Raw genomic sequence first — 25,871 nt, forward strand, 5'->3', positions numbered from 1 at the left:
CAACTCGGTGATCGTGATGGGCTCGTGACGTGAAGTCAGCTGATGTTCGAGTCCGGCGCCCCTCAGGAGCGGACTGGCCCGAACGGGGGTATCGGCTCGGCGTTCACCGACCGGGCCGCCCGTTCAAGCGCACTGGCCAGCAGCGCCAGGTCCGTCGGGCCGTTGCCCAGCTCGCGGACCGGGCGCCGGGTCGGGGGATCGCCCATCCGCTCCCACTCCAGCGGGACGACAGTGGGGCGCAGAGTCGACGTACGCGGAATGCGCCCCGTCACCCTGCCGCCCTGGAACGGTGTCACCCGCCCGTCCGGGTGCCCCAGCCGGCCCCGTCCGGGCGCCGGCTCCTCAGGCGAAGGCGGGACGGCCGGTGCATCGAGCACGATGCGCAGTCGGGCCCCATGAGCCAGGTCCGTGTCCTCCGTACGGTCCGGGCGGGCGGACGTCGCGACCAGGTGGACGCCGAGCCGGCCGCCCTCCCTGGCCACGGCCTCCAGGGCCCGTACGACCGAACCGGCGGCGGGGCGGCCGGGGCTGCCCAGCGCCGGGGCGACCAGCGCGTCGAAGTCGTCGACCAGGACGACCAGCCGGGGCAGCGGGGAGGGACCGGGGTCCGTCGACCGCGCGGCGGCGGGGCGCAGCCGGAGCGTCCCGCTCATCGGGGATTCCACGTCGCCGCGCTGCTCCGCGGCGGTCGGCGGGCGCTGGCCGACCATCCGCTGGGCCACCTCGTGGCGGTGGTGCCACTCGGTGAAGTCGTACGGGCCGAGCAGCTCGGCGCGCCGCTTCAGTTCGCCGCCCAGCGCCTGCGCGAACTCCCGCATCCGCACCGGATCGGAGGCCACCAGGTGGGTGAACGCGTGCGGGAGTTCGGTACACGGGCTCAGGCTCTCGCCGCGCTCGCCACCGGCGCCGTCGACCAGCAGTATGCCCAGCCGGTCGGGCCGGGCAGCCGCGGCCAGCGAGGCGGCGACGGCCCGCAGCAACTCCGTACGACCGCTGCCGGCCGGCCCCTCGATCAGGAGATGGGGGCCCTCCTCCGTCAGATCCACACTGACCGGGCCCCGGGGACCGGCCCCGAGCACCACGACGGGCCGTCCGGCCACCGCGACAGCGGTGCCTTCGACGGAGGCGGCCGCGGCCGCACCGGCGCCCGCGCCGGTGCCGGTGTTCGTGTCGGTGTGGGCGTCCACGGCGGTTCGGCCGGCCGCCGCGGCGCTCTGTGCGCTTCGCGCCGCGACCTGGGGCGTGTCGTCGCCGCGTGGCCCGCTGACCCGGTTCGAGGTCCGCCCGGACCCTGCGGAACGGAGACTGTCGGCCCCCTGGACATCGCCGCCGCCCCAGGAACCGGACCCGGGAACGGTGCGGGAGCTCGGGGTGTTTCGGGGCGAGCTGCCGTAGCGCCCGCCGCTGACACGGAGGGCGGGGGCGCCGGAGTGCGGCGTGCGTCCGGAGCCATGGGGGTCATGGGCGTCGTCGCGCGCGAGGCCATGGGCCGGGCTGCCGATGTGCGTGGCGGTCTCGCTGCCGGGGTACGGGGTGCGCCCCGGGCCGGGGGCGTATCCGACCGGGCCGTCCGGCACCGGGCCCCCGCCCGTGCGCTGGGCTCCCACGCGGGGGGCCGCACTGCTCGGGTACTCCGCACGGCCCGAACCGCGGGCATGCGCGTCGGCCGCGTCCGTACCGCCGCCCGTCCAGCGGCCCGAACCGCGGACCGTGGCGCCGGGCTGGTCGTCCGCCGTGGAGGCCCAGCGGGCCATCAGGGAGGCCGGGGTGGCGCGCGCCAGGCCCAGCTCGTCCAGCAGGCGGGCGGTCGGCGGGAGCGCGGCCGAAGCGGGCCGGCCGTGGGCCGCCGAACTCTCCGTACGCAGTGGGGCCAGCGCCCGGCCGAACCGCTCGGCCCAGTGCGCCGACACCGCGTCCACCGCGGCGACCGTGCCGCGGCCCGCGGCCCGGCCGTCCGTCGTACGCAGCAGCCGCAGGGCCGTCGCCACATCGCCGCTCAGCATCGCCACCGCCCCGCACTCGCGGAACGCGATCGAGGCACGGCAGGCGGCCTCGTACGTCGCCGCGACCGGTGAGGTGGGCGTGGCGGCCGGGGTCTCGGCCAGACAGATCAGATGGATGCCGGCGGCGGCACCCGCGGCGGCCAGCCGGGCGGTGTTCTCGCGCAGCTCCGCCGAGCCGGGGTCGCCGTCGACGATCACCACGGTGTACGGCCCCGCATACCGTGCGGCGGCCTCGGCGACCGTGCTCCGGTCCAGGCTCTCCCAGCCGGGCCCGAGCGGCCCCTCGTCCAGCCGGCGCACCAGCTCCGCCGTACGCGCGACGGCCTGCTCGCGGTCGTACGCGAGAAGCAGCCGGCAGTCCTGGCCGTGCATCGGGCGCAGATGGGGCAGCCAGCCGAGCCAGGCCCACTCGCGTCTGCGCTCGTCCGCGCTGCGGGCGCGGTCCGTGCTGATCAGCACGATCTCCAGATCGGCGGGGGAGTGCAGCGCGGCGAGCTGCGCGACCGTCGAGCGGGCGAGTCCGGCCAGCCGGGTCCGCGGCCCGGCGAGCCCGAGGGAGCCGGCCTCCCGCAGCCCCACGGTCACCGGCACGGCGGGCAGCTCGGCCCGGTCCGCCGTCCCCAGGCGCACCACGAGCGCCTCCGGGTGTGCGGTGTCGCGCTCCCACAGCCGGGGGCCGGGGCCGAGTGCGGTCAGCAGCACGGCCGCGGGGTCGGGCCAGCTGCCCGCCGCGGCGGACCCCGAGGGCGCCACGGGGGCGGCGGCCGGGAACGGCGGCTCGGCAGCCCCCGTCTCGTCGGGCGTCGCCTCATGGACCGGCTCGCCCTTGTTGCCCGCGAGTCTGCGCGCCCAGGCGCCTATCCCACCCCGCCGGGGCGTCTCGTCGTCCGGGAAGCGGGCGGAGCGCTCGGGGGAGGATTGGCGGCGGGCGTCGGCATGCCTGCCGTCGCCGCTCCCGTACGTATGACGGTCGCCGGGGCCGACCTGCGGGGCGGGACCGGAGCCAGGGGAGACGGCAGGGGCGTAACCGTGACCGGCGCCGTGCTCCTCGGCGAAGCCGCCATCGGCAGCGGCCGTGCCCGCCGTGCCGGACACCCGCAGATGCCCCTCTCCGTCCGGGGCCGTCGCCAGCGTCGGCCTACGCGCGCCGGAGGTCAGCCGGAGCGTCGATTCGCCGAGCCGCAGCAACGCACCGGGCTTCAGGCGGACCGGGCGGTCACGGACCTCCCTGCCGTCGAGCGAGGTGCCGTTGGTGGAGCCCAGATCGGTCACCGAGACCCGGCCGTCCGCGGAGACCGTCACCGTGCAGTGCAGCCGGGACACATCGGGGTCGTCGAGCGGGACGTCCGCGTCGGCGGAGCGGCCGATCCGGATTTGCCCGCCGTGCAGCAGATGGACCCCGCCCGCGTCGGGCCCCGCGACCACGTGCAGCTGCGCCGGAACGCTGTCGTCCGCCGCCTCGCCCTCGCCCGGGACCTGGAGCGAGAGCACCGCTCCGTCGACCAGTGGGGGCTCACCCAGCGCGCACCGTTGCGCATCGAGCCGCTCACGCCCGGCGAACAGCACCACCGCACCGCTGCCGAGCGAGCCGTCGGGCCCGGAGACGGCTGCGGCGAGATTGGACGCCACGGTGGCGAGCGCCGTCCCCGACGGGGCGGTGACCAGCACGTCGCAGGCGCGCGCCGGGGTCTGGCCGCTGCGCGGCGCGAGGACGGTCAGCCGGATCTGCATCGCCGTCAGCGGTCCCTTCTGCGCGGGGCGCCGGGCAGGGGAAACGCCCTGTGATTCCCCCCACCCGACACGGACGCGTCGTCCGGTACAGGTTCGTCACGTGCCGCAGGGCTCCCGACCCCACAGTCCCGTGCTGAAGGCATCCTCGCACCTGCTACTGACAACACGCCCGGGGGCCACCACTAATTGATCTTGAAAGGTCGGCTGTGTGCCCATAAGTGCCTGCTCGGAACGTTCTTCGCAGCGGCGGAACTGCTCCCAGGGAGTGCCCGGAACGGGTTCGTCGCACGTGCGCGCGGCAACCAATCCGTCCGGTGTGAGCGTCTTGTTCCGCAACCGGCCGATACCTCCCTGCGGCGGTGGCCGGACCCCGCAGGTGCGGACGGCGACGACAACAGGGCGGAGCGGCCCAACCCGCCGGTCACCCCACTAGAGTGGGCCGGAACTCCCGGGCGGATCCGGGAGCACCGCAAGCACCACGATCAGCAGGGAGCGCATGACGTGCGGCCGGTAGGCAGCAAGTACCTGCTCGAGGAGCCGCTGGGACGCGGCGCCACGGGCACCGTCTGGCGTGCCCGCCAGCGGGAGACCGCAGGCGCGGAGGCGGCCGTCGCGGGTCAGCCCGGCGAGACCGTGGCGATCAAGGTCCTGAAGGAGGAGCTCGCCAACGACGCGGACGTCGTGATGCGGTTCCTGCGTGAGCGCTCCGTGCTGCTCCGGCTCACCCACGAGAACATCGTGCGCACCCGCGACCTGGTCGTCGAGGGCGACCTCCTCGCCCTCGTCATGGACCTGATCGACGGCCCGGACCTGCACCGCTACCTCCGTGAGAACGGCCCGCTCACCCCGGTCGCCGCCGCACTGCTCACCGCGCAGATCGCGGACGCGCTCGCCGCCAGCCATGCCGACGGCGTCGTCCACCGCGACCTGAAGCCCGCCAACGTCCTGCTCGACGAGCGCGACGGCCAGATGCACCCGATGCTCACCGACTTCGGCATCGCGCGCCTGGCCGACTCCCCGGGGCTCACCCGGACCCATGAGTTCGTCGGCACGCCCGCCTATGTGGCGCCCGAGTCCGCCGAGGGCCGCCCGCAGACCTCCGCCGTCGACATCTACGGCGCGGGCATTCTGCTGTACGAGTTGGTCACCGGCCGCCCGCCGTTCTCCGGCGGCACCGCCCTCGAAGTCCTGCACCGGCACCTCAGCGAGGAGCCACGCCGCCCCAGCACCGTTCCGGCGCCGCTGTGGACGGTGATAGAGCGCTGCCTGAGCAAGGACCCGGACCAGCGGCCCAGCGCCGAGAACCTGGCCCGCGGACTGCGTACCGTCGCGGCCGGTATCGGCGTGCACGCCAGCTCCGCCCAGATCGCGGCAGCCGACGGCGTGGGCGCACTGCTCGCACCCGACCCGGCGCCCGCGGCCGTTCCGCAGACCCCCGACGCTGCCGATCCGACGCAGGTGCTGCCGAGCAACGCGGGCTCGTACGATCCGAGCGCCGCGACCAGCGTCATGCAGCACACCCCCGGCCCGGGCCAGGGCACGGGCGGGCACGCCGACCCGACCTCGGTCATGCCGCCCGTACCACCGCACCCGGACGGCCCTCCGCAGCCCGAGGGACCGCACCCCTGGCAGTCCCAGCTCCAGGCGGCCCGCGACCGCAACGAGCAGACGCAGGTCCAGTACCTCGACCCGAGCCAGGACCCGCTGCGCCGCCGGCCCCAGCGGCCCCAGCCCCAGCAGCAGCCTCAGCGACGGCAGCAGCAACCGCCGCCGCAGCATCAGCAGTACCAGCAGCAGCCGCAGCAGCACCCCCAGCGCCGGCAGCAGTACCAGCCGCAACCCCAACAGCAGCACCAGCGGCAGCAGTACGCGCCCCCGCAGCCGCCGCCGCCCCAGCAGCCGGCCCCGCGTCAGGCCCGCGAGCCGAGGCAGCGCAGCGCCAACCCGATGAGGATCCCCGGCCTCGGCTGCCTCAAGGGCTGTCTGTTCTCCCTGGTCCTGCTGTTCGTCGCGGGCTGGCTGATCTGGGAACTGACGCCGCTCCAGGACTGGATCGGCCAGGGCAAGAGCTACTGGCAGGCGCTCACCGACTCCGTCTCCGGCATCAGCGACTGGTTCTCGAAATTCGGCGGCAGCAGCAGCCTCTGAGCAGCCGACGCATCATCAACTCTGTAGCTATATCGACTTCTGCGGGCCAATTTCCACCGCATTTCGCCCGCAGAAGTGAAGGTTGGCGCCATCTCGGGCACTCAACACCCCGATCGACGCGTAACTTTGTCGACCGGGGGTCATGAGCGACGGTCCATCGCCAGCCGCTGAGGGAGCAGTCTTGGCACGGAATATCGGCAGCCGGTACACCGCCCACCAGATCCTGGGGCGCGGCAGCGCCGGCACGGTGTGGCTCGGCGACGGGCCCGAGGGCCCGGTGGCCATCAAGCTGCTCCGCGAGGACCTCGCGTCCGACCAGGAGCTCGTGGGCCGCTTCGTCCAGGAGCGCACCGCCCTGCTCGGCCTGGACCATCCTCACGTCGTCGCCGTCCGCGACCTCGTGGTGGACGGCAACGACCTGGCACTCGTCATGAACCTGGTACGCGGCACGGACCTGCGCACCCGCCTCGACCGGGAACGCCGTCTCGCGCCCGAGGCCGCCGTCGCCATCATCGCGGACGTCGCCGACGGCCTGGCCGCCGCGCACGCCGCCGGGGTGGTCCACCGCGATGTCAAGCCGGAGAACATCCTGCTCGACATGGAGGGCCCGCTCGGCCCCGGCGGCTCGCACCCGGCGCTGCTCACCGACTTCGGCGTGGCCAAGCTGATCGACACCCCGCGCCGCACCAAGGCCAGCAAGATCATCGGTACGCCGGACTATCTGGCCCCCGAGATAGTCGAGGGTCTTCCGCCCCGCGCCGCCGTCGACATCTACGCCCTCGCAACGGTCCTGTACGAACTCCTCGCCGGCTTCACGCCCTTCGGCGGCGGACACCCCGGCGCGGTCCTGCGCCGCCACGTCACGGAGACGGTCGTCCCGCTCCCGGGCATCCCCGAGGAGCTCTGGCAGCTTCTGGTCCAGTGCCTGGCCAAGGCCCCGGCCTCCCGGCTGCGCGCTTCCGAGCTGGCGGCCCGGCTGCGCGAGCAGCTTCCGCAGCTGGCCGGCATCCCGCCGCTGGACGTGGACGAGCCGGGCACCGAACCGGAACCCCAGACGTACGACGAGCAGCAGTACACCCCCGCGCCCGAGGAACCCCGGCGCCGCGGCGCGGTCCCCCTGGTCCCCGGTTCGTCCGCCGACTCCAACCGGGACACCCACACGAGCATGCGTGTCCCGGCCCCCGACGAACTCTCCGGCGGCCCCAGGGGCACGGCCAGGGCCCCCCGGGCCCCGGGCAGGCCCCGCCCCGGTTCGGCCCGCAACAAGTCCGCTGCCGTCCGCAAGCGCCGCCTGACGCTGGGCGCCGCGGTGCTGGTGCTGGTCGTGGCGCTGGGCGTGGGCGGCGGGCTGGCGCTGGGCGGCGACGACACGGAACCGCCTGCGCAGGACACGAAGAACTCGGCGCCGGGAACACCCTGACCCGCGGGGCTCCGCGAGGCGGTCGTTGACGGCTCCCCCCTGTCGCGGGGCCGCGTGAGACGGTCGTCGACGGCTCCCTCCTGACGGCTTCCGGGGCCCGAGAACACCCTCGGGCACCCCGTCTCCGTACGGCCCGCGGACGCGCCGCGCGCACGGTCACTCAGTCGTGATCATGCGGCCCGAGGAACGCCCGTGCCGACAGCCGTTACGCTGGACCCGTGGCAGTCGTCGATATTTCCGAAGAGCTGAAGTCCCTCTCCTCGACCATGGGGTCGATCGAGGCCGTCCTGGACCTGGATGCGCTGAGGGCGGACATCGCCGCGCTCGAGGAGCAGGCGGCCGCGCCTTCCCTCTGGGACGACCCGGAGGCGGCGCAGAAGATCACCAGCAAGCTTTCGCACCTCCAGGCCGAGGTCCGCAAGACCGAGGCCCTCCGCGGCCGGATCGATGATCTCGAGGTCCTCTTCGAGCTCGCCGAGGACGAGGGCGACGCCGATGCCCTGGCCGAGGCCGGGTCCGAGCTGGAGGCCGTCAAGAAGGCGCTGGACGAGATGGAGGTCCGTACGCTCCTCTCCGGCGAGTACGACTCCCGCGAGGCCCTGGTCAACATCCGGGCTGAGGCCGGTGGTGTGGACGCCGCCGACTTCGCCGAGAAGCTCCAGCGCATGTACATCCGCTGGGCCGAGCGGCACGGCTACAAGACCGAGGTCTACGAGACGTCGTACGCGGAAGAGGCCGGCATCAAGTCGACCACCTTCGCCGTCCAGGTGCCGTACGCCTACGGCACGCTCTCCGTCGAGCAGGGCACCCACCGGCTCGTCCGTATCTCGCCCTTCGACAACCAGGGCCGCCGCCAGACGTCCTTCGCGGGTGTCGAGGTGCTGCCCGTGGTCGAACAGACCGACCACATCGAGATCGACGAGTCCGAACTGCGTGTCGACGTGTACCGCTCGTCGGGCCCCGGCGGTCAGGGCGTCAACACCACGGACTCCGCGGTGCGTCTGACGCACCTCCCGACCGGCATCGTCGTCTCCTGTCAGAACGAGCGCTCGCAGATCCAGAACAAGGCATCCGCGATGAACGTTCTCCAGGCGAAGCTCCTTGAGCGCCGCCGCCAGGAGGAGCAGGCCAAGATGGACGCCCTCAAGGGCGACGGCGGCAACTCCTGGGGCAACCAGATGCGGTCGTACGTCCTGCACCCGTACCAGATGGTCAAGGACCTGCGTACGGAGTTCGAGATGGGCAACCCGGAAGCGGTCTTCAACGGCGAGATCGACGGCTTCCTGGAGGCGGGTATCCGCTGGCGCAAGCAGCGGGAGAAGTAGGCGCGCCTCGGCAGCCTGTTCCTGTTCCTGTTTTTCTACGGCGGTGCCGGAATCCCCGCGGGGTTTCCGGCACCGCCGTTTTCTTCGGGAACGGGTACGGGGCGGCCCGGAAAGGGAGTTGGGGTTCCGAGTTACGCAGGCGGTGTGGTGAGTGCGTCACAGTCGTGATTCTGAATGACGGTCAACTGCGAGCAAAACGGCTTACATTGCACGGAACGGCCTTGACGTAGTCCTTAACTGTGGACAGGGTGCTAACGCAGCATGCGTATGTCTGGGACGGATGCGAACGGGGGCGGGCGGTATGACCACGGCTCTATGTGGCGCCGTTCGGAGCAAACCCCGCAGAGCCGGGGCCCGCATATGGCTGCTCCACTGATGAGAACAGCTACTGGGGGTAGCAGCAGATGACCAAGAAGACGCGAGTACGCGTCGCGCGGATAGCCGCGGGTGCGGTGATCGCCGCGGGCGCCTCGCTCACCGCTGCCGGTGCGGCGTCGGCCGTCGGCATAGATGTCAACGTTGTCGGCCTGTCGACCAAGGCCGATGTCGACAACAGCGGTGTGAATCTCGACGCCGGTCTCGGTGGCCTGAACGACGGCTCCAACGGCCCCTCCGAGGGCGGTGACGCTGCCGGCGGTGCCGATGTTTCCGGTGGTGGCGATGTTTCCGGTGGTGGCGACGCGGCTGCCGGTGGCGGTGACGCGGCTGCGGGTGGTGGTGACGCGGCTGCGGGTGGCGGTGACGCTGCCGCTGGTGGTGGCGACGCGGCTGCCGGTGGTGGCGACGCGGCTGCGGGTGGCGGTGACGCGGCTGCGGGTGGCGGTGACGCGGCTGCGGGTGGCGGTGACGCGGCTGCGGGTGGCGGTGACGCGGCTGCTGGTGGTGGCGACGCGGCTGCGGGTGGCGGTGACGCGGCTGCTGGTGGTGGCGACGCGGCTGCTGGTGGTGGCGACGCGGCTGCTGGTGGTGGCGACTCGACCACGGGCGGTAACGGCTCCGGTGGCCAGCAGTCCGGCGGTACCGGCTCCTCCGGCTCCTCCGGCTCCTCCGGCTCGACCACGGGCGGTAACGGCTCCGGCTCCGGCGGCCAGCAGTCCGGCGGATCCAGCTCCTCCGGCTCGGCCACCGGTGGCGACACCGACACCTGCACCGTCGACCTCGACGGCGCGAAGTGCGCGGACAACACCACCCCCGACTCGGCCGGCAACCAGCCGGTCGAGCAGAGCAAGGGCAAGGACGAGCTCGCCGAGACCGGTGCGGCCGAGACCACGTTCCTGCTGCTCGGCGCCGCGACAATGATTGCCGGAGGCATCGGCTTCCGGATCCTGCCGCGCCTGATGAACAGCCGTACGGTCGCCTAAGGGTCGCCTGCGGTACACGTACGCACAGAGGGGCCCGGGACGCCAGTCGGCATCCCGGGCCCCTCCGCGTACACGTACGCGCTCTCGCGGGCGGACGGACGGCCCCCGCGGCTACACGGTCTGGTGCGCCAGCAGCGCCAGAGCGCCCAGGAGCACCACCAGCAGGGCCGCCAGCGTCACAGGGCTCAGCCCCGCGAACACTCCCTGCGCCTGTTCCTGCTGCAGCCGCGCGCGGCTTGCCCGGCATACGGGGCAACGGCCCTCGTTCACGGGCGCCGCGCAGTTTGCGCACACCAGTCGGTCATAGGTCATGCGCTTTCCTCCTCCCGCGCGGCGGAGCCGCATGCGCTTTCTCTCCGCACAACGCTCATGGAAACGCGACCGTTCCCCCTACCACTGTGCCAGCTCGCGCGGATTTCGGCGCGGCCCGCCGGGCATCACCCGTTCCGTAGCGCTTCGGGCATGCTTCCGGCCAGTACCGTTCCGCCATAAATCGCCCATCGCCGGACGCGCGCCTGCACGTGTCAGTCGGGTTCGCGTATGGTCACGCACACCTACTCCCGGCCGACCGTGGTGCATCCGTGATCCGATTCGACAACGTCTCCAAGACCTACCCGAAGCAGAGCCGTCCCGCTCTACGGGATGTGTCTCTCGATATCGAGAAGGGCGAGTTCGTCTTCCTGGTGGGCTCCTCCGGCTCCGGTAAGTCCACCTTCATGCGACTCATCCTCCGCGAAGAGCGCGCCAGCCAGGGCATGGTTCACGTCCTGGGCAAGGACCTCGCGCGCATGTCCAACTGGAAGGTGCCGCACATGCGCCGCCAGTTGGGCACGGTGTTCCAGGACTTCCGGCTTCTCCCCAACAAGACCGTTGCGCAGAACGTGGCGTTCGCGCAGGAGGTCATCGGCAAGCCGCGCGGTGAGATCCGCAAGGCGGTGCCCCAGGTTCTCGACCTGGTCGGCCTCGGCGGCAAGGAGGACCGGATGCCCGGTGAGCTCTCCGGTGGTGAGCAGCAGCGCGTGGCGATCGCGCGGGCGTTCGTGAACCGTCCCATGCTGCTGATCGCGGACGAGCCGACCGGCAACCTCGACCCGCAGACCTCCGTCGGCATCATGAAGCTGCTGGACCGGATCAACCGGACCGGCACCACAGTGATCATGGCGACCCACGACCAGAACATCGTCGACCAGATGCGCAAGCGCGTCATCGAGCTGGAGAAGGGCCGTCTCGTACGCGACCAGGCCCGCGGCGTCTACGGCTACCAGCACTGAGCATCGAGCACTGAAAGGACGCCATGCGCGCCCAGTTCGTCCTGTCGGAGATCGGCGTCGGCCTCCGTCGCAACCTCACGATGACCTTCGCCGTCGTCGTCTCCGTCGCCCTCTCGCTCGCCCTGTTCGGCGGCGCGCTGCTCATGCGCGAGCAGGTCAGCACGATGAAGGACTACTGGTACGACAAGGTCAACGTCTCGATCTTCCTGTGCAGCAAGAGTGATGTGACCTCGACGCCCAAGTGCGCCAAGGGCGCTGTCACCGCCGAGCAGAAGAAGCTGATCGAGGCCGACCTTCGCGAGATGGAGGTCGTCGACACGGTCACGTACGAGTCGGCCGACGAGGCGTACAAGCACTACCAGGAGCAGTTCGGCGACTCGCCCATGGCGAGCAACATCACGCCGGACCAGATGCAGGAGTCGTTCCGGGTCAAGCTCGACGACCCGACGAAGTACAAGGTCGTCGCCACCGCCTTCGCCGGCCGTGACGGGGTGCAGTCCGTCCAGGACCAAAGAGGCGTGCTGGACAACCTCTTCGGACTGATGAACGGCATGAATGTGGCCGCCCTCTTCGTGATGGCGCTGATGCTGGTCATTGCGCTGATGCTGATCGTGAACACCGTCCGGGTGTCCGCGTTCAGCCGACGGCGCGAAACAGGCATCATGCGGCTCGTCGGCGCCTCCGGCTTCTACATCCAGATGCCGTTCATCATGGAGGCCGCGTTCGCCGGTCTCATCGGCGGTGTGCTCGCCTGTGTGATGCTGCTGGCCGGCCGGTACTTCCTGATCGACGGCGGTCTGGCGCTCCAGAGCAAGCTGAATCTGATCGACTTCATCGGCTGGGACGCGGTCTTCACCAAGCTGCCCCTGGTCCTGGCGATCGGTCTGCTGATGCCCGCCGTTGCCGCTCTCTTCGCGCTCCGTAAGTACCTCAAGGTGTGACAGCGCCCCCTGGGGCGCGCGGCCAACCGGCCGTGCGCCCCAGGGGGTTGTCCTAGACTCGTCGCCATGTCGGGCCCCACGCAATGTTTCGGGCCCTGCGGTGTGCGCCGCGGGGCGGCCCTGACGTTGGTCTTCGTGACTGTGCTGGCCACCGCGGCGGCCACCGGCTCGCTGCCGCGCGGCGGCGCGAAGTCCTCGGACATAGCGACCCGTTCCGTCGCCTCCACCGTCGACGGCGAGGAGGTGGCCGAAGCCGCCGCCCGTGCCGTCGCCGACGGCAAGTCCGGTAAGGAGGCGGCCGAGGAGGTCGTCAGCCGCAGTGGCGACCGCTGGGGCGCGGTGTACGACGAGCGGCAGTACGAGGAGTTCGAGCAGGCCCTCGACGGCTCGTACACCGGTGTCGGGCTCGCCGCCGAGCGCTCCGCGGACGGGCTGGTCGAGGTGGCCCGGGTCCAGCCCGGCGGCCCCGCCGACCGGGCCGGCATCGAGCCGGGTGATCTGCTCCGTACGATCGACGGCCACCGGGTCGACAAGCGCTCCGTCGCCGAGGTCGTCTCCCTGCTGCGCGGAGACCGTACGGAGGCGGCCGCGGGCACCACCGTCGTGCTGGGGGTCCAGCGGGGCGTCGTCCTTCGGACCGAGACGCTGCGCCGGACCAGGCTCACCACCGAGGCCGTTACCGTCCGGCGGATCGGACCGGACCGTTCCGATTCCTCCGCAGCTGTACTGATCGAGGTCGACTCGTTCACCAAGGGTTCCGGTGCCGAGGTCCGCGACGCGGTCCGGGACGCACCGGCGGGCGCCGGGGTGCTCCTCGATCTCCGCGGCAACTCCGGCGGTCTGGTCACCGAGGCCGTCACCGCCGCCTCCGCCTTCCTGGACGGCGGCCTGGTCGCCACGTACGACGTGCACGGCGAGCAGCGCGCCCTCTACGCACAGCCGGACGGCGACACCGTCCGGCCGCTGGTCGTCCTCGTCGACGGCGGCACGATGAGTGCCGCCGAGCTCCTCACCGGCGCGCTCCAGGACCGGGGTCGCGCCGTCACCGTCGGATCGCGCACCTTCGGCAAGGGTTCGGTCCAGATGCCCAGCAAGCTTCCGGGCGGCTCGGTGGCAGAGCTGACCGTCGGCCACTACCGCACCCCGGCGGGTCGCGGTGTCGACGGCCGCGGCATCACCCCGGACCTCGTGGTCAGCTCCGGGGCCGAGCAGCGGGCCGAAACGGTATTGAGTGGCCTCGGGGGTGGGTCGTAGTGCGAAAATGGCCGCACTATGGCTAAGGAAAAGGACACAGGGCGCAAGCTCATCGCGCAGAACAAGAAGGCGCGGCACGACTACCACATCCTCGACACCTACGAGTGCGGTCTCGTGCTCATGGGTACCGAGGTCAAGTCGCTGCGGCTGGGCCGGGCCTCCCTGGTGGACGGCTTCGTCCAGATCGACGGGGGCGAGGCCTGGCTGCACAACATCCACATCCCCGAGTACGTGCAGGGGACCTGGACCAACCACACGGCCAAGCGCAAGCGCAAGCTGCTGCTGCACCGGGCGGAGATCGACAAGCTGGAGTCGAAGGCAGGCGAGACGGGCCACACGATCGTGCCGCTCGCGCTGTACTTCAAGGACAGCCGGGTCAAGGTCGAGATCGCGCTCGCCAAGGGCAAGAAGGAGTACGACAAGCGGCAGACCCTGCGTGAGAAGCAGGACCTGCGGGAGACCAACCGCGCGATCTCGGCGGCGCGCCGTCGCCAGCGCAGCGCGTAGCCGGGAAGGGTACGCGGGTGTGTGGCCGGGCATACGCGGGTGCGCGGCCGGGCAGCGTACGGGCGCGGCCGGGCAGTTCACGGGCGCGGCCGGGAAGCTCACGGGCGGGTCGGCAGGAATAGGCTGGCATCGTCGTGCGTTGGTCACGTACGATGGCACTGCACCTCACAGCGGGTGCACGCATTGAAAACACAACATGGGGATGATCGGTTTCGACAGCGGATGTCGAAGCAGGGGAAGCGAGTCGAGGAAGCGGCAATGATCTCGTAAACCATATGTCGCAACCAATAATCGCCAATTCCAAGCGCGATTCCTCCGCCTTCGCCCTCGCTGCCTAATTAGCAGCTGAGCGAAGACTCTGCGGAGTGTCAGCCCGGGGTTGATCCCGACCCGGATCCTGACATCATCAAGGGATCTAAACTTCTGGACCCGGCCACGGGGCCCAGAAGGAAATCAAACAGTGGCTGGGCCCGTCGGCGGCTTGTCCGCGTGACTGCCGGGGCCGAGAAAAGCGCAGCGGACTGCACTCGGAGAAGCCCTGGTTCTGCACCGTTGGACGCGGGTTCGATTCCCGCCATCTCCACAATTCCCATGTGAACGAGGACCCCGTTGCCCACTGGCAACGGGGTTCTCGTTTTTGCACCGGGCATCAGCTCCGGCGCACCCGGACCCCGGCTGCCGCGACGACCAGTGCCAGCCCTGCCGCGCACACCGGTACGACATAGCCCGTCACCTGCCCCATGTGCTCCACCATCCAGCCGCCGGTCGCCGAACCTGCGGCGATCCCGCCCAGCAGCGCAGTCACGGCGAGAGTCATGCCCTCGTTCAACTGACCCTCGGGGGTGAGGCGTTGCACCAGCGTCATGCCGGTGACCATCGTCGGGGCCGTCGCCGCACCGGCCAGCAGCAGTGCGCCCGCGAGGGCGAGCAGCGATTCGGTCGAGGAGGCGGCGAGCAGCGGCAGGGACATCAGTGCCGTCATTCCCGCCAGGCAGCCCAGTAGTCGGCGCCGGATGTCCGTGGCCGGGCGCAGCGATCCGTACAGCAGCCCCGCCACACACGATCCGGCAGCCTGGAGGGCCAGGATCGCGCCCCCGGCATGGGCGATCGTGACGATCTCCATCGCGCCGAAGACCGCTCCTGTGGCGAGGAAGGCGGCGAGCAGCGCCGGCATGCCCGGGGTGCGGAGGGGGGAGCCCGCGTGGGTGCGGGGTGCCACCGGCGGTTCGGTGGCGCGCTGGGCGGCGAAGAGCAGCACGCCGGTCATCAGCAGGACCGCCCCGACAAGCGTTCCGGCCTCCGGGAAGAGCGCCGCGCACAGCAGGGCGGCGAGGGCCGGGCCGAGCATGAAGCAGAGTTCGTCGGCGGCCTGTTCGAAAGAGTTCGCGGTGTGCAGGGCGGCCGGATCGCCGCGGTGCAGATGGGCCCAGCGGGCCCGGGACATCCCGCCGGTGTTGGGGGTGGTGGCGGTCGCGGCGTAGGAGGCGAAGAGCGTCCAGGCCGGGGCGTCGTAGTGCACGCAGAGCAGCAGGGCGAGCGATCCGAGCGCGGCGATCGCGGTGGCGGGCACGGCGACCCTGGCCTGTCCGTACCGGTCGACAAGCCGGGCCGTCCAGGGCGCGACCACCGCCGTCGCGGCGAGGCCGGTCGCGGTGACGGCGCCGGCCAGGGCGTACGAGCCGCGCGAACCGGCGATCATGATCACCGCGCTGACGCTGAACATGCCCATGGGGAGGCGGGCGAGGAGATTGCCCGCGGTGAAGGCGCGGGTACCCGGGGCGGCGAGCAGCCGACGGTACGGGTTGGTGGGCGCCGGCCTCGCGGCGGCGGAGCGCGGGGCTATGACCAGCAGGTCCCCGGAGACGGCGAGTATGGGGTCGGTGCGCGGGGTTCTCTCGTACGGCATGGATCAACCCTCGGGGCGCACGGCCCACGGGGTCCAACACCTTCTCCGTACCGATTAACGCATCTGTGTTGTAAATTCCTGGGTGTGGCCCCCTCCGCTGCCGATACGGGCAACCAGACGCATACCCATACCGACCCCCGGCTGCTCCGCGCCTTCGTCGCCGTCGCCGAGGAACTGCACTTCACCCGCGCCGCCGCCCGGCTCTACATCGCCCAGCAGGCACTGAGCCGGGACATCCGCCGACTGGAGCGCGAGCTGGGCGCGGAACTGTTCGTACGCACCACCCGGCAAGTCGCCCTCACCGTCGACGGCGAGCGGCTCCTCCCGCACGCCCGGCGGGTGCTGGAGGCGCACGCCGATCTTGAGGCAGCCTTCGCCGATCCCGCGGCCCGGCCGCTCTTCGTCGACCTCAACACCGACGGCATGACGGCCGCCCGCGTACTGGCCCGCGCACGGGAGCTGGCTCCGGCGTGCGAGCTGATGGCGCGCTTCGAGAGCGGACTCACCTGGGCCGCGGGCGAGATCCTCGCAGGGCGGCTCGATGTCTCCTTCGGCCGCGCCGCCGGACTCGACCCCGCGGTGCGAGCACGGCTCGGTGTGCAGCCGGTGCGGTACGAGCCGATGGCCATTCTGTTCCCCGACGATCACCCCCTCGCCGCGCACGAGGCCGTCGCGCTGGACGACCTGGCCGGCGAGACCGTCTACGCGGGTGCCGGGAACCCGCGCACCGAGGAATGGACGGACCTCGCCCGGCTGCTCTTCGCCGAGCGGGGCATCGAGCTGGCGCCACCCGTCCCTCTTGCGATCGGCGTGGCCGAATTTCAGCGGGTCATGGCCAAGTCGCCGCGGTACCCGGTTCTGTGCGTGGTCGACTTCCCTCCGATGCCGGGCACCGTGTTGCGTCCGCTGGTCCGGCCCGTACCGCTCTCCCCGCTCCTGATGGTCTGGCGCAAGGGGCTGCGCCACCCCGGCCTGGACGCATTGCGCAAAGCCGTAGCTCAACTGGGGTCCGTGGAGGGCTGGATGGTGCGGCCCGATGGAAGTTGGCTGCCCGAGGTCGATGCATCCCTCATGCGGAAATCCGCCTGATCGGCGGCAGCTCTCCGAGCTGACCGCGCAGCCGAGCGCACCGGAAGGCTCGGACGATAGCGTGCCGGGATGATCAATGACATCCACCGGCTCGATGCGGAGGTACGACTCCGTCCCGTCACCCCTGCCGACGCCGCTTCCCTCGCCGTGGCGCTGACCCGCAGCCGCGCGTACATGCAGCCCTGGGAGCCGGTGCGGCCCGACACCTTCTACACCGAGCAGGGGCAGCGGGAACGCCTGGCCGGAATGCTCGCGGACCGCGACGCGGGGCGGGTGATGCCGTGGGTGCTCGCCGATGAACAGGGCCGTGTGATGGGCGCGTTCAACCTCAACGGCATTGTGCTCGGGCCGTTCCGCAGCGGAATTCTCGGTTACTGGGTCGGTGTCGAGTACGCGGGCCGCGGCCTGGCCACGGCTGCCGCGGAACGGGTCTGCGAGATAGCCAGGGACGAGCTGCGCCTGCACCGGGTCGAGGCGGGAACGGTGGTGGACAACGTGGCGTCGCAGCGGGTGCTCGCCAAGTGCGGCTTCGAGCAGTACGGCATGGCCCCGAACTACCTTCACATCAACGGCGAGTGGCGTGACGCCCGGCTGTTCCAGCGGATCCTGCACGACGGGCCGTTGACGGGGTGAGGGACGTCTCCGGGGGTGCTTTCCATCGCCGAACGGGCGTGATTTCACCGGGCGGGTGTCAAAAAATGAGACCGCCCGGTGATTGAGGACAGAGGCGGTTACTGGACGCCCCCGGCACGCACCCGCACATGCCGGTGCCCGTCCAGCGGCCACGGCGGTCGCGCCGGAAGAATCTCCGCGAAGCCGTAACCGCTCTTCTCCGCGACTCGGCAGGACGCGTCGTTGTTCACCTGATGCAACAGGTCCAGCTGCATGAGCCCGTCCCCGGCGAACGCCTCGAACGCCCAGTCGGTGAGCGCCCCGAGCGCCTGCGGTGCGATTCCGCGGCCGCGCGCTCGCGCCGCCGTCCAGTAGCCGACCTCCGCGCTGCCGGAGCCCGGTGCGGGGTACTTCAGCACCACATTGCCGACCGGCTCGCCACCGAGATCGCGATCGACCACCGCGAAGCTGAAGCGGCTGCCGGATTCCCGGCCCTCCTCCTGCACCCGCAGCCAGTGCTGTGCCTCCGCCTCGTCCGTAACCAGCATGAGCAGCATGGCGAGCATCGCAGGATCGCGGTACGCCTCGATCAGGGCCGGTATGTCGTCGGGCAGCCACGGCCGGAGCAGCAGCGGACCGGCCGTCAGGGTGGCGGTGCGGAGATCGTTGTCCATCAGGACACCGTACGGGCCCCGCGTTCACCGGCCCGCATGGCAGTGGGGGTTCCGGGGTGGCCCCCCGAGGGGCACTCTGGGGGAGACCTCCACCGGAGACCCGAGGCGGTGACATGCGCATGGCGGCGAGCAAGAGCTCGTACGACTGGCGGTTCGACTCAGGGCGCCCCTGCCTGGACCTGGTGGCCACAGGCATCGGCACCTTCGGCGCATGCGAACTGCTCGGCGGCGCCGAGCGGCTCGCCGACTGGCTGGTGGCCGCCGGACTCGTACCGAGCGGCACCCGCCTCGACGCCGTGGACGACACCTGGGTGGTGCGCTTCCGGCAGTTGAGGGCCGGGGTCGACCGCCTGCTGACCGCCGAACTCTGCGGCCGCAGAGCCGAGAGCGCCCTGGAACGGATCAACGCGCTCGCCGCAGCCGCACCACCGGGCCTGCGGGCCGTACGCGGCAGGAGCGGCACGCTGGTACGGGCCCTGAGCGCCGATCCCGAATGCGGGGCGCTGCTGGCCGCCGTCGCCCGCGACGCCGTGGAGCTCTTGACCGACCCGGTGGCGCGGGCCGGCCTGCGTCGCTGCGAGGCCGACAACTGCCGCCGGATCTACCTGGACACCTCGCGCGGACGCCGACGCCGCTGGTGCTCCAGCGAGGTGTGCGGGAACCGGGAGCGGGTGGCCCGGCACCGGCGCAGGGCGGCAGCCGTGGCGGTCACGGACGCGGGCGCGCCGCGGGGAACGCCGTAAAAAATCTTGAAAACGGTTTGAATGGTTCGCGGTCCTCCCCCGTATTCAATGGCTTAGGAGCTCTACAGGGTCTCGACCGGGAGGTTCGGGTGCGCAAGGATGCGCCGGTGGCCGATGACCGTCCGCGCAGGGCTCGACATCGCAGTGAGCCGCCCCCGTCCGCCTCCGCCGTCCCCGACGAGGAGCTGATGCGGGCGCTCTACCGCGAACACGCCGGACCTCTGCTCGCGTACGTGCTCCGCCTCGTCGCCGGCGATCGACAGCGCGCCGAGGACGTGGTGCAGGAAACGCTCATCCGTGCCTGGAAGAACGCCGGCCGGCTCAACCGGGCGACCGGCTCCGTCCGCCCCTGGTTGGTGACGGTCGCCCGGCGCATCGTCATCGACGGCCACCGCAGCCGGCAGGCCCGGCCGCACGAGGTCGATCCGTCGCCGCTGGAGGTCATTCCCGCGGAGGACGAGATGGACAAGGCGCTGTGGCTGATGACGCTCTCGGACGCGCTCGACGATTTGACCCCTGCCCACCGGGAAGCGTTGGTCGAGACCTACTTCAAGGGCCGTACGGTCAATGAGGCCGCCGAAGCCCTGGGCATACCCAGCGGGACGGTACGGTCCCGGGTCTTTTACGCACTGCGTTCGATGAAGCTCGCACTCGAAGAGAGGGGGATCACGGCATGAGCGACCACGAGTGGGAGCCTTTCGGGCTGCGGCCGACCCGCCCCTCCGGCCCCCGAAACCCCGGCGGCCCCTCTGCCCCCCGAGACCCCGGCAACCCCAGCGGCCCCCGCAGCCCAGGCGGACTCGGTGGCCTCGGTGGACCCGGCAGCCCCGGCGGCACCGCCCCGGACGGAGCCGTCGCGGGCCCCGGACACGACGCCGTCGGAGCGTATCTCCTCGGTGCTCTGGACGACACGGAGGCGTCCGCCTTCGAAGCGCATCTGGCCGACTGCGACCTGTGCGCCGCCCATCTCGACGAGTTCGCCGGCCTGGAACCCATGCTCGCGATGCTTTCCGAGGCCCCGGCCGCCGTACCGGGCGCCCGCCCCGTCCCGCACGTCCCGCAGCCACCCGAGCCCCGCATGCTCGACCGGCTGATCGACGAGGTGGCGGCCAAGCGGGCCCGGCGCAGGCGCCGCTCCTTGTATCTGGTGGCGGCGGCAGCGGCGCTGATCATCGGCGGTCCGGCGGTCGCGGTCCTGGCGACCGGCAACGACGGCACCTCGGCGCAGGCGGCCGACCCGCACCCCACCAGCCCCGCCGACGAGGGTGCCTTCTTCCGCCGCATGACGGAGAAGGTAGGGGCCACCGACCCCACCACCGATGTCGACGCCACCATCGGCATGGAGAAGAAGGCCTGGGGCACCCACACCGTGCTGGAGCTCAAGAACGTCACGGGCCCCGAGAAATGCAGCCTGATCGCCGTGTCGAAGACCGGTGAGGAGGAGGTCGTCACCTCCTGGTCCGTACCGAAGTGGGGATACGGCATCGAGGGCTCCCCGTACCCGAGCGGGAAGTACCCGCTCTACGTCCACGGCGGCACGGCCATGGCCCGCGGCGACATCGACCATTTCGAGGTACGTACGTTCGACGGCAAGCGTCTGGTGGAGGTCGATGCCTGATCGAGACCCCGCCGCGCCGTTTCGATACGCGCGGCAGGTGCGCGGCGGGCCCCCCTTCGCATAGGGTTGACGGCTGCCCAATGCACGTCAGAAGGGGGCCTCGGTGGCCGCGCAGGATTCCGCTGTCGATTCGATGCGGGACCGGGAAATCGGTGTCGAGCAGAAACATCTCGACCGTGTTTATCACCGCCTCGAAGAGAAGATCCACGAGGCGGAATTTCTCATGAGTGACGCCGTCAAGCGCGGCCAGGTCGGCACCCCGGGAGCGCTTGCCGAGCGCGACGCCCAGGTGTTCCGGGCCGGAATCCACCTCAACCGGCTGAACAGCGAGTTCGAGGACTTCCTCTTCGGAAGGATCGATCTGCTGCTCGGCAAGGACGGCGAACGCGGCCCGGACGGCGCGTACACCTCCGTCGAACCGGCCGACGACGCCGTACGCGACGACGATTCGGCCGATATCGCGGAGACGCTGCACATCGGCCGGATCGGGGTCCTCGACGCCGACTACGCGCCGCTGGTCATCGACTGGCGCGCACCGGCCGCCGCACCGTTCTACCGGTCGACGCCGAAGGAACCGGGCAGGGTGGTACGTCGCCGGGTCATCCGTTCCAAGGGCCGCAAGGTCCTCGGGGTCGAGGACGACCTGATGCGCCCCGAGCTGACCGCGTACCTGGGCGGCGACAAGCTTCCCGTCATCGGCGACGGTGCCCTGATGGCGGCGCTCGGCCAGGCCCGCAGCCACACCATGCGGGACATCGTCTCCTCCATCCAGGCCGAACAGGACCTGGTGATCCGGGCCCCCGCCGCCTCCGTCACGGAGGTCTCCGGCGGCCCCGGCACCGGCAAGACCGCCGTGGCCCTGCACCGCGCCGCGTACCTGCTCTACCAGGACCGGCGGCGTTACGCGGGCGGCATCCTCGTCGTCTCGCCGACCCCACTCCTGGTCGCGTACACCGAAGGCGTGCTGCCCTCGCTGGGCGAGGAGGGGCAGGTCGCGATCCGCGCGGTCGGCTCGCTCTCCGACGAGGCGGCCGGCGTCGAGGGCGCCACCACGTACGACGAACCCGCCGTCGCCCGGATCAAGGGCTCCTCCCGGATGCTCCAGGTGCTGCGCAAGGCGGCCCGCGGCGCGCTGGAGCAGCCCGGCACCCCCCGCAGGGGGCAGGACCGGCACGGCCAGCTGTCCTTCGGCGAAGCAGCCGACGAGGCCGACGGGGCCGACGAGGCCCCGGCCACCCCGACCCGGCTGCGGGTCGTCGCCTTCGGCGCCCGTGTCGAGCTGAACGCCGACGAGCTGCACCGCATCCGGCAGTCCGTCCTCGGCGGCACCGCCCCGGTCAACCTGCTCCGCCCGCGCGCCCGCAGACTGCTCCTGGACGCCCTGTGGAACAAGTCCTCCGGCCGGGGCCGCTACACCGACCCCGAGCTGGCCGCCGAACTGCGTTCCTCCTTCGACGAGGACGTCTCCACCGAGACGCCCTTCCTCGACTTCCTGAACGCCTGGTGGCCCGAGCTCACCCCCCGCGGTGTGCTTGCCGCGATGGCCGACGAGAAGCGGCTCGGCCGCTGGGCGCGCCGGGTCCTCAACCAGGGCGAGGTGCGCCGCTTCGCCCGTTCGCTGAAGCGGCTCGACAGCGAGGGGAACGGGCCGCTCTCCGTGCACGACGTGGCGATCCTCGACGAGCTGCAGACGCTGCTCGGCACGCCGTACCGGCCGAAGAAGAAGCGCGAGCTCGACCCGCTGGACCAGCTCTCCGGTCTGGAGGAGCTGATGCCGCAGCGCGAGGAGACCCAGCGCGAGCGGGCCGAGCGGCTGGCCGCGGAGCGTACGGAGTACGCGCATGTCATCGTCGACGAGGCGCAGGACCTCACACCCATGCAGTGGCGCATGGTCGGCCGCCGCGGCCGGCACGCCACCTGGACGATCGTCGGAGACCCGGCGCAGTCCTCCTGGTCCGATCCGGACGAGGCGGCCCGGGCGCGCGACGAGGCGCTCGGCAACCGGCCGCGCCGCCGCTTCACCCTCACGGTCAACTACCGCAACCCGGCGGAGATCGCCGAGCTGGCCTCGAAGGTCCTGGCGCTCGCGATGCCCGGAATGGAGTCACCGGCCGCGGTCCGCTCCACGGGTGTGAAGCCGCGCTTCGAGACCGTACGGGACGGCGATCTGGCTGCTTCGGTGCGTGAGGAGGCGCGGCGGCTGCTGGCCGAGGTGGACGGCACGGTGGGTGTGGTCGTCGCGATGAACCGCCGGGCGCAGGCCCGCAACTGGCTCGCCGAGCTCGGCGAGCGGGTGGTGGCGCTGGGCAGCCTGGAGGCGAAGGGCCTGGAGTACGACGCCACGGTGGTCGTCTCGCCCGCGGAGATCGCGGACGAGTCCCCGGCCGGTCTGCGGGTGCTCTACGTGGCGCTGACGCGTGCGACGCAGCAGCTCACGGTGGTCTCGGGGGAGCGTGACCTGCCCGACGAGGACGGCGTCCCGGACCTGCTGAGGGACTGAGGCAAGGAGCAGAGCCCCGCCGGGCGGACGGATTTCTGAACCGGCCTGCGCTGGGGGAATCACTTCTCCGGGGTCTTTGTTAGCCTGGTGTCGGCACCGGCTCGATCCAAGCCCCCGGGCCCAACCTTCGTCGCTTCGAGCGACCACTTGCCGCGAGGCGAGCATGGCGGGTCGGTGCTGCTTGAGCAAAGAAGACAGACCTGCGTCACCTTCCGGCGGCGCAGGTCTGTTCTTGTTTACGCCCCGGGCTGCTTTACGCACCTGGCCGCTCTACGCATCCGCGGCTGCTTCATGCACCTGGTTGTATCCGGCCCGGTCCGGAGCAGTTGGGGCTCCACTGAAGCGGTCATCTCTCTTATGGTGGAAAGCGCGTTCCGAAATGTGGCAGTCATTACCGGCTACCAGTCAGTAGGTGCGACGATCGGGAAGCGTGTCCGAGGTGAGCGCCCCGGTCGCGCAGCAATGAAGCTAAGGAAAGCGAAGGACTCGGCCATGGCAACGGCGCCCAGCGTCTCGTACTCGATGACGGTCAGGCTGGAGGTGCCCGCGAGCGGCACATCGGTCTCCCAGCTCACCACGGCCGTGGAGTCCTCCGGCGGTTCGGTCACCGGCCTCGATGTGACCGCCTCCGGCCACGAGAAGCTGCGGATCGACGTCACCATCGCAGCCAGCTCCACCTCGCACGCGGACGAGATCGTCGAGAACCTGCGCGGCATCGAGGGCGTCGTGCTGGGCAAGGTCTCCGACCGTACGTTCCTGATGCACCTCGGCGGCAAGATCGAGATGGCGTCCAAGCACCCCATCCGCAACCGTGACGACCTCTCGATGATCTACACCCCGGGTGTGGCCCGGGTCTGCATGGCGATCGCCGAGAACCCCGAGGACGCCCGCCGCCTCACTATCAAGCGCAACTCCGTCGCAGTTGTGACGGACGGCTCCGCCGTACTCGGCCTCGGCAACATCGGCCCGATGGCCGCCCTGCCGGTGATGGAGGGCAAGGCGGCCCTCTTCAAGCGGTTCGCCGGCATCGACGCCTGGCCGATCTGCCTGGACACCCAGGACACCGAGGCCATCGTCGAGATCGTCAAGGCGATCGCCCCCGGCTTCGCGGGCATCAACCTGGAGGACATTTCCGCACCCCGCTGCTTCGAGATCGAGGCGCGGCTGCGCGAGGCCCTGGACATCCCCGTCTTCCACGACGACCAGCACGGCACCGCGATCGTGGTTCTGGCCGCACTGACCAACGCACTGCGCGTGGTGGGCAAGGGAATCGGGGATGTACGGGTCGTCATGTCCGGCGCCGGAGCGGCTGGTACGGCCATCCTCAAGCTCCTCATTGCCGCGGGCGTCAAGCACGCCGTCGTCGCCGACATCCACGGCGTGGTGCACGCGGGCCGCGAGGATCTGGTCTCCGCCGACGCCGACTCGCCGCTCCGCTGGATCGCCGACAACACCAACCCCGAGTCCATCACCGGCACCCTCAAGCAGGCCGTCGTGGGCGCCGATGTCTTCATCGGCGTCTCCGCCCCGAACGTGCTGGACGGCGACGACGTCGCCGCCATGGCCGACGGCGCGATCGTGTTCGCGCTCGCGAACCCGGACCCCGAGGTGGACCCGGCAATCGCTCGCCAGACGGCGGCAGTTGTCGCCACCGGCCGCTCCGACTTCCCGAACCAGATCAACAACGTGCTGGTGTTCCCGGGTGTCTTCCGCGGTCTGCTGGACGCCCAGTCCCGCACTGTCAACACGGAGATGATGCTGGCCGCGGCGCGCGCCCTCGCCGATGTCGTCGCCGAGGACGAGGTGAACGCGAACTACATCATCCCGTCGGTCTTCAACGACAAGGTCGCGGGGGCCGTCGCCGGTGCCGTACGGGATGCCGCGAGGGCGGTCGGCGGTGCTGTGACGGGCGCGGGCGACCTCGACTGAACCCCACCCGCTGACAGCGACCCGCCACGGCCCCTGCCGGCGTCGCCCACGGCCGTGGTGCCCCCACGTCGGCCCGAGCTACGGCGCGTCGCGGGTCGCGGCGCCCCAAACGCCCCTTTAGGGTGGGCGGGCGGCGCGTCCCGCAGAGCCCCGCATCCGCTGCGGACCGCTTTCGGGGAGTCGACGGAATGTCACCACGACGAGGCAGTGGTGCTTTCCGTGTGACTCCGGAGGGTGCCGGATTGGCTTTCCCGCCGCAGGTGGGGGCAGGATGCGTAATCGGGCGCGAGGGTCTGACGACAGACCCGGGTCCGGGGACTGTCCGAGGGCCCTGGCAGCATCGGCTTCGATCTCACGCCTCACAGGCAAGAAGAACACGGGAGTAACAACATGAACCGCAGTGAGCTGGTGGCCGCCCTGGCCGACCGCGCCGAGGTGACTCGCAAGGACGCCGACGCCGTGCTGGCCGCGCTCGCCGAGACCGTCGGTGAGATCGTCGCCAAGGGCGACGAGAAGGTCACCATCCCCGGCTTCCTGACCTTCGAGCGCACCCACCGTGCCGCTCGCACCGCTCGTAACCCGCAGACCGGCGACCCGATCAACATCCCGGCCGGCTACAGCGTGAAGGTCTCCGCGGGCTCCAAGCTCAAGGAAGCCGCCAAGGGCAAGTAAGCCCCATAGGCGCGACGAAGGGCGGTCACCCGACCAGGGTGACCGCCCTTCCGTGTACCGGCCCGAGAGGGCCCATTCTGTGCCTCTGCCGCCATCGTGGACCAGGGGGCACAAACCCGGCTCCTCCCGCGAACGCGGAACGGGGGCCCGGGGCAGCGCCCCGAACC

At 71.2% G+C, this 25,871-nt stretch carries 20 protein-coding genes and 1 other RNA gene; 17 read left to right on the forward strand and 4 right to left on the reverse strand.

Features of this window, described 5'->3' with window-relative positions; all coding sequences use genetic code 11:
• Nucleotides 1-62: 62 nt before the first annotated feature.
• Entirely contained in the window at nt 63-3,734 is a 3,672-nt protein-coding gene (locus ACZ3IC_RS17850) for an FHA domain-containing protein (protein ID WP_467417265.1), read from the reverse strand.
• A gap of 501 nt (nt 3,735-4,235) precedes the next feature.
• On the opposite strand from ACZ3IC_RS17850, the gene ACZ3IC_RS17855 reads away from it, so the two are divergent.
• From ACZ3IC_RS17855 to ACZ3IC_RS17870, 4 genes are all read left to right on the forward strand, one after another.
• The gene (locus ACZ3IC_RS17855; protein ID WP_467417266.1) at nt 4,236-5,882 is read left to right on the forward strand and encodes a serine/threonine-protein kinase; all 1,647 of its coding nucleotides are present in this window, start codon (nt 4,236-4,238) and stop codon (nt 5,880-5,882) included.
• Between the two features lie 181 nt (nt 5,883-6,063).
• On the forward strand, nt 6,064-7,302 hold the full coding sequence (locus ACZ3IC_RS17860; RefSeq protein WP_467417268.1) for a serine/threonine-protein kinase: 1,239 nt from the start codon (nt 6,064-6,066) through the stop codon (nt 7,300-7,302).
• A 218-nt stretch (nt 7,303-7,520) separates the two neighbouring features.
• Nucleotides 7,521-8,627, forward strand: a complete 1,107-nt coding sequence (gene prfB / locus ACZ3IC_RS17865; protein ID WP_467417270.1) for a peptide chain release factor 2 — start codon at nt 7,521-7,523, stop codon at nt 8,625-8,627.
• 404 nt (nt 8,628-9,031) lie between these two features.
• Nucleotides 9,032-9,988: an LPXTG cell wall anchor domain-containing protein gene (locus tag ACZ3IC_RS17870; RefSeq protein WP_467417271.1), complete on the forward strand. Its 957-nt coding sequence runs from the start codon at nt 9,032-9,034 to the stop codon at nt 9,986-9,988.
• 111 nt (nt 9,989-10,099) lie between these two features.
• Here ACZ3IC_RS17870 and ACZ3IC_RS17875 read toward each other — a convergent pair whose 3' ends face one another.
• Complete coding sequence (locus tag ACZ3IC_RS17875; protein ID WP_467417272.1) at nt 10,100-10,300, reverse strand: hypothetical protein; 201 nt, start codon at nt 10,298-10,300, stop codon at nt 10,100-10,102.
• 269 nt (nt 10,301-10,569) lie between these two features.
• On the opposite strand from ACZ3IC_RS17875, the gene ftsE reads away from it, so the two are divergent.
• The 5 genes from ftsE (at nt 10,570) to ssrA (ending at nt 14,547) form a co-directional block, all read left to right on the forward strand.
• Nucleotides 10,570-11,259, forward strand: a complete 690-nt coding sequence (ftsE, locus tag ACZ3IC_RS17880; protein WP_376223124.1) for a cell division ATP-binding protein FtsE — start codon at nt 10,570-10,572, stop codon at nt 11,257-11,259.
• Nucleotides 11,260-11,282: 23 nt separating this feature from the next.
• Nucleotides 11,283-12,200: a permease-like cell division protein FtsX gene (gene ftsX, locus ACZ3IC_RS17885; RefSeq protein WP_467417275.1), complete on the forward strand. Its 918-nt coding sequence runs from the start codon at nt 11,283-11,285 to the stop codon at nt 12,198-12,200.
• A gap of 66 nt (nt 12,201-12,266) precedes the next feature.
• A complete protein-coding gene (locus ACZ3IC_RS17890) occupies nt 12,267-13,454 on the forward strand; it encodes a S41 family peptidase (RefSeq protein ID WP_467417277.1) in 1,188 nt (395 codons plus the stop codon).
• 18 nt (nt 13,455-13,472) lie between these two features.
• Nucleotides 13,473-13,961, forward strand: coding sequence for an SsrA-binding protein SmpB (smpB, locus tag ACZ3IC_RS17895; protein ID WP_467417279.1), 489 nt, complete (start codon nt 13,473-13,475; stop codon nt 13,959-13,961).
• A gap of 198 nt (nt 13,962-14,159) precedes the next feature.
• Nucleotides 14,160-14,547: a transfer-messenger RNA gene (gene ssrA / locus ACZ3IC_RS17900) on the forward strand.
• Nucleotides 14,548-14,610: 63 nt separating this feature from the next.
• Here the strand turns inward: ssrA and ACZ3IC_RS17905 are convergent.
• Nucleotides 14,611-15,867, reverse strand: coding sequence for an MFS transporter (locus ACZ3IC_RS17905; RefSeq protein ID WP_467417280.1), 1,257 nt, complete (start codon nt 15,865-15,867; stop codon nt 14,611-14,613).
• A gap of 84 nt (nt 15,868-15,951) precedes the next feature.
• Here ACZ3IC_RS17905 and ACZ3IC_RS17910 point away from each other — a divergent pair, with 84 nt between their 5' ends.
• On the forward strand, nt 15,952-16,956 hold the full coding sequence (locus ACZ3IC_RS17910; protein WP_467417282.1) for a LysR family transcriptional regulator: 1,005 nt from the start codon (nt 15,952-15,954) through the stop codon (nt 16,954-16,956).
• 69 nt (nt 16,957-17,025) lie between these two features.
• Entirely contained in the window at nt 17,026-17,589 is a 564-nt protein-coding gene (locus ACZ3IC_RS17915; protein ID WP_467417283.1) for a GNAT family N-acetyltransferase, read from the forward strand.
• 98 nt (nt 17,590-17,687) lie between these two features.
• Here the strand turns inward: ACZ3IC_RS17915 and ACZ3IC_RS17920 are convergent, their stop codons facing one another.
• On the reverse strand, nt 17,688-18,242 hold the full coding sequence (locus ACZ3IC_RS17920) for a GNAT family N-acetyltransferase (RefSeq protein WP_467417285.1): 555 nt from the start codon (nt 18,240-18,242) through the stop codon (nt 17,688-17,690).
• A 119-nt stretch (nt 18,243-18,361) separates the two neighbouring features.
• On the opposite strand from ACZ3IC_RS17920, the gene ACZ3IC_RS17925 reads away from it, so the two are divergent.
• The 6 genes from ACZ3IC_RS17925 (at nt 18,362) to ACZ3IC_RS17950 (ending at nt 25,704) form a co-directional block, all read left to right on the forward strand.
• Nucleotides 18,362-18,985, forward strand: a complete 624-nt coding sequence (locus ACZ3IC_RS17925; RefSeq protein ID WP_467417287.1) for a CGNR zinc finger domain-containing protein — start codon at nt 18,362-18,364, stop codon at nt 18,983-18,985.
• Between the two features lie 89 nt (nt 18,986-19,074).
• Nucleotides 19,075-19,662: a sigma-70 family RNA polymerase sigma factor gene (locus ACZ3IC_RS17930; protein WP_467417289.1), complete on the forward strand. Its 588-nt coding sequence runs from the start codon at nt 19,075-19,077 to the stop codon at nt 19,660-19,662.
• Nucleotides 19,659-20,603 carry an anti-sigma factor family protein gene (locus ACZ3IC_RS17935; protein ID WP_467417291.1) on the forward strand — a complete coding sequence of 315 codons (945 nt, stop codon included), beginning with the start codon at nt 19,659-19,661 and terminating at the stop codon, nt 20,601-20,603. Before ACZ3IC_RS17930 ends, ACZ3IC_RS17935 begins: the two co-directional genes overlap by 4 nt.
• A gap of 103 nt (nt 20,604-20,706) precedes the next feature.
• On the forward strand, nt 20,707-23,103 hold the full coding sequence (locus ACZ3IC_RS17940) for a HelD family protein (protein WP_467417293.1): 2,397 nt from the start codon (nt 20,707-20,709) through the stop codon (nt 23,101-23,103).
• A gap of 492 nt (nt 23,104-23,595) precedes the next feature.
• Nucleotides 23,596-25,032 carry an NAD-dependent malic enzyme gene (locus tag ACZ3IC_RS17945; protein WP_467417294.1) on the forward strand — a complete coding sequence of 479 codons (1,437 nt, stop codon included), beginning with the start codon at nt 23,596-23,598 and terminating at the stop codon, nt 25,030-25,032.
• 390 nt (nt 25,033-25,422) lie between these two features.
• On the forward strand, nt 25,423-25,704 hold the full coding sequence (locus tag ACZ3IC_RS17950) for an HU family DNA-binding protein (protein ID WP_003968811.1): 282 nt from the start codon (nt 25,423-25,425) through the stop codon (nt 25,702-25,704).
• Nucleotides 25,705-25,871: the final 167 nt, after the last annotated feature.

Source organism: Streptomyces sp. NPDC002958, from assembly GCF_055563255.1.